Origin of the sequence: Aurantibacter sp. (assembly GCF_042094015.1) — a bacterium.
Taxonomy (GTDB): domain Bacteria; phylum Bacteroidota; class Bacteroidia; order Flavobacteriales; family Flavobacteriaceae; genus Aurantibacter.
On sequence record NZ_JBELDZ010000127.1, the window covers coordinates 1 to 2650 of the forward strand.

Annotated in this window: 4 protein-coding genes; 3 read left to right on the forward strand and 1 reads right to left on the reverse strand. The window is 28.5% G+C overall.

Going from position 1 to position 2650, the window contains the following annotated elements; genetic code table 11:
- The first annotated feature begins 158 nt into the window (after nucleotides 1–158).
- The 3 genes from ACFDSN_RS12030 to ACFDSN_RS12040 are packed head-to-tail and all read left to right on the forward strand — an operon-like array spanning nucleotide 159 to nucleotide 1707.
- Nucleotides 159–851: a hypothetical protein gene (locus tag ACFDSN_RS12030; protein ID WP_375240099.1), complete on the forward strand. Its 693-nt coding sequence runs from the start codon at nucleotides 159–161 to the stop codon at nucleotides 849–851.
- A gap of 14 nt (nucleotides 852–865) precedes the next feature.
- A complete protein-coding gene (locus ACFDSN_RS12035; protein ID WP_375240100.1) occupies nucleotides 866–1162 on the forward strand; it encodes a PspC domain-containing protein in 297 nt (98 codons plus the stop codon).
- A 20-nt stretch (nucleotides 1163–1182) separates the two neighbouring features.
- The gene (locus ACFDSN_RS12040; protein WP_375240101.1) at nucleotides 1183–1707 is read left to right on the forward strand and encodes a hypothetical protein; all 525 of its coding nucleotides are present in this window, start codon (nucleotides 1183–1185) and stop codon (nucleotides 1705–1707) included.
- Between the two features lie 197 nt (nucleotides 1708–1904).
- On the opposite strand, the gene ACFDSN_RS12045 is transcribed toward ACFDSN_RS12040, so the two are convergent.
- Nucleotides 1905–2650: hypothetical protein (locus ACFDSN_RS12045; protein ID WP_375240102.1), on the reverse strand; the 746-nt coding region annotated here is incomplete at its 5' end.

The following is a 2650-nucleotide window of genomic DNA, read 5'->3' on the forward strand; positions in this document are numbered from 1 at the left end:
GTTGAAATATCAGCTATCGCTTTGGACTTAAAATAACTAAATCCTCACCAAAATAGATTGATTTAAGTCCCTTTGCCCATAATTATTATTTGAAACAACTTTTTATTTGTAGATTTTTTTTTATTTATATTTGATTATTATAATCTTTTATAATTGCTATGCGTTTAACATTTGAAAAATACCAATCAATCATTAGTGATGGATTCAATATAATTGATGAAATAAGATGTAAAAAATCTGAAAGCGTAAATAAAAACGATATTATTTTAGTTTTAGCCAACGCTACTGGTAAAAGAGCCCCAGTAAGATCTCCTTATTTTTGCGATATTAAATATATACATGTGGAAATTGGTCAGATAGTTAGTTCTAATGATCTTATGATTAATTTAAATACTATTGAATCTAATACTAGCTCAGAAACATTAGAAGCAGAAATAATTAAAGAAGATAGTGGTAATTCAAAAACAGTGGAAGTTTTGTCAAACATAGCAAAAATAGCTGCATTAGGTGCAGGCATCTATTATGGTGGTAAATTTTTATCAAAAAGAAAAGACAATAAAATACAAGATAAAAGATTAAAAAAAGAACACAAGAGAAACAAAGAGATAAGGAAAGAAGAAAACAAAAGAAATGACGAGATTAGAAAACAAGAGCACAAAAGAAATTCTGAAATTGTCAAACAGTACAAGAAAGCGAAAGAGGCTGAAGCAAACAGAGAAAAATATGCTGCTCAAGAAAGATATAAACAAAATAACAAATGCCCGAGATGTGGAGGTAACGGTAGAGTAAGATATCAATCTGGTAGAAGTGAGCAATGTCAACAATGTTGGGGCAAAGGGTATATTGGGTAAACATATTAACATTTATGGGATTACATAGAAACACAACAAATCGAATGCTAGGTGGAGTTTGTAGCGGACTAGGAGATTATTTTTTACTAGGAGGAACATTCTTTAGGATATTATTTTTTATTGGGATTTTTTTATCATTTGGTTATTTGCTGTTGTTATATTTGTTTTTATGGGTTATACTCAGTAAAAATGAACCGTCATGGATGGATGATATTGGTTGGGATTCTAATAAGGAAGAAATTAAAACTAATCATAAACAAAAGGAGGTAAATACAGATAATGATGACTGGGATCAAGATCAGTTTTTTTAACTTTAATAAACTAACAAATTATGATAGTTATATATTTATTTTTTTTCGTTGTATTATTTCTATTTATAAGAGAAAAAAATATTATTAAATCGAAAATTGAGAAGGATTTTGAGACGTTACGAGAAAACTCATTTGAACACAGTGAAAATAAAAACAATTTAATTTCTAAAAAAAAAGAAATTTACTTTAAAAAAAAATCTTTGCAAATCTTGAATTTTGCAATGTTTTTTGTGGTGATCATTGTTATAATTCAGATAGTTTTTGGAAGTGAAAATCCTTTTTTTTGGATATATACTATAGCTATTGGTAGTTTAGTTAGATATGTTAATAGTGGGGAGGTCTCGTATGAATTGGAAAAACGTGCAGAGGCAAATGGTTTCGTAGATAAAGTTGAAAGATTATTGCTTCTTTTTGTGATAAACTTGTATAAAAAACCACCTTTATTAATTACAATTTTATGCCTATTAATAATTGGATTTGTATTACTATTTTTCAGTTTTATTTTAAATCCTCTGTTGGAAGACGTTATCAAATCTTTAGTGTAATAGGTACTTTAACTTTTTGAGAGCTAGTTGATTTCTTCATTTATAGGCACTGTGTCTACAAACGAGATCCGAGATTTTTGACTATATCTTACTTTTTCTAAACTAGTTAAATAATTAAAAAGCCAATATTCCTGTATCGAAGACAAAGAGTGGCTTAATGTTAGCGATGCAGTTTCTGATAAATTTAAAGTATGACTTTAAAAAGGCAATTCATTTTGTTTGAGAAAATTTTGAAACTGAAAAAGTTTATGTGTAAAGTCTATCTTTTGGGTATTTGAAAATTTAGTAATATCATATCGGTCATAAAAATCAGTAATCAAAGATTCGCAAATACTCTGAAATTCGTTTTCATCGGCATAAAATGCTTGCTTCTCTAAGATTAAATCTTTTATACGTACTGGTTCATCAGACAATAAAAATATCTTATTTAAATCTGCTAAAGGAAGATATATTTTAGACTCGGTATATTGATCTGCTAGTATAGATTTACTCTTTATTTTAGTAACTTGATTTCTAGTATTCAAACTATAAGTATACACACTATTATCTTGAGTTTCATTACCGCAAAGCATCATAGATCTACCGATAATACTTTTAGTTGACTCATCAATTCCTAATAAATCTTGCCAGCCGTAATCTACAAACTCATAAAGCTCCATATCAAATAGAAGAAACTGCCATTCTTCAGATGGTTCAACTAATAATGTGCGACTATCTATTCCTACAAATCGTCCTGATAAACTTATCCATATTGGATTGGATGGATAAGGGTGCAACTCATTATCTTTGTTTTTGTAAACATTTATTTGCTCTGTAAACTCAGCCTCATATAGTGTTTTAAAAATACTAAGATTTTTTTTAAGTTGTTGGTCATTAGCACACAGCAATGGATGAATATCCAACATTCGGTTATTTATTCTGTAGCCAAGCTCTTTGTATTTGA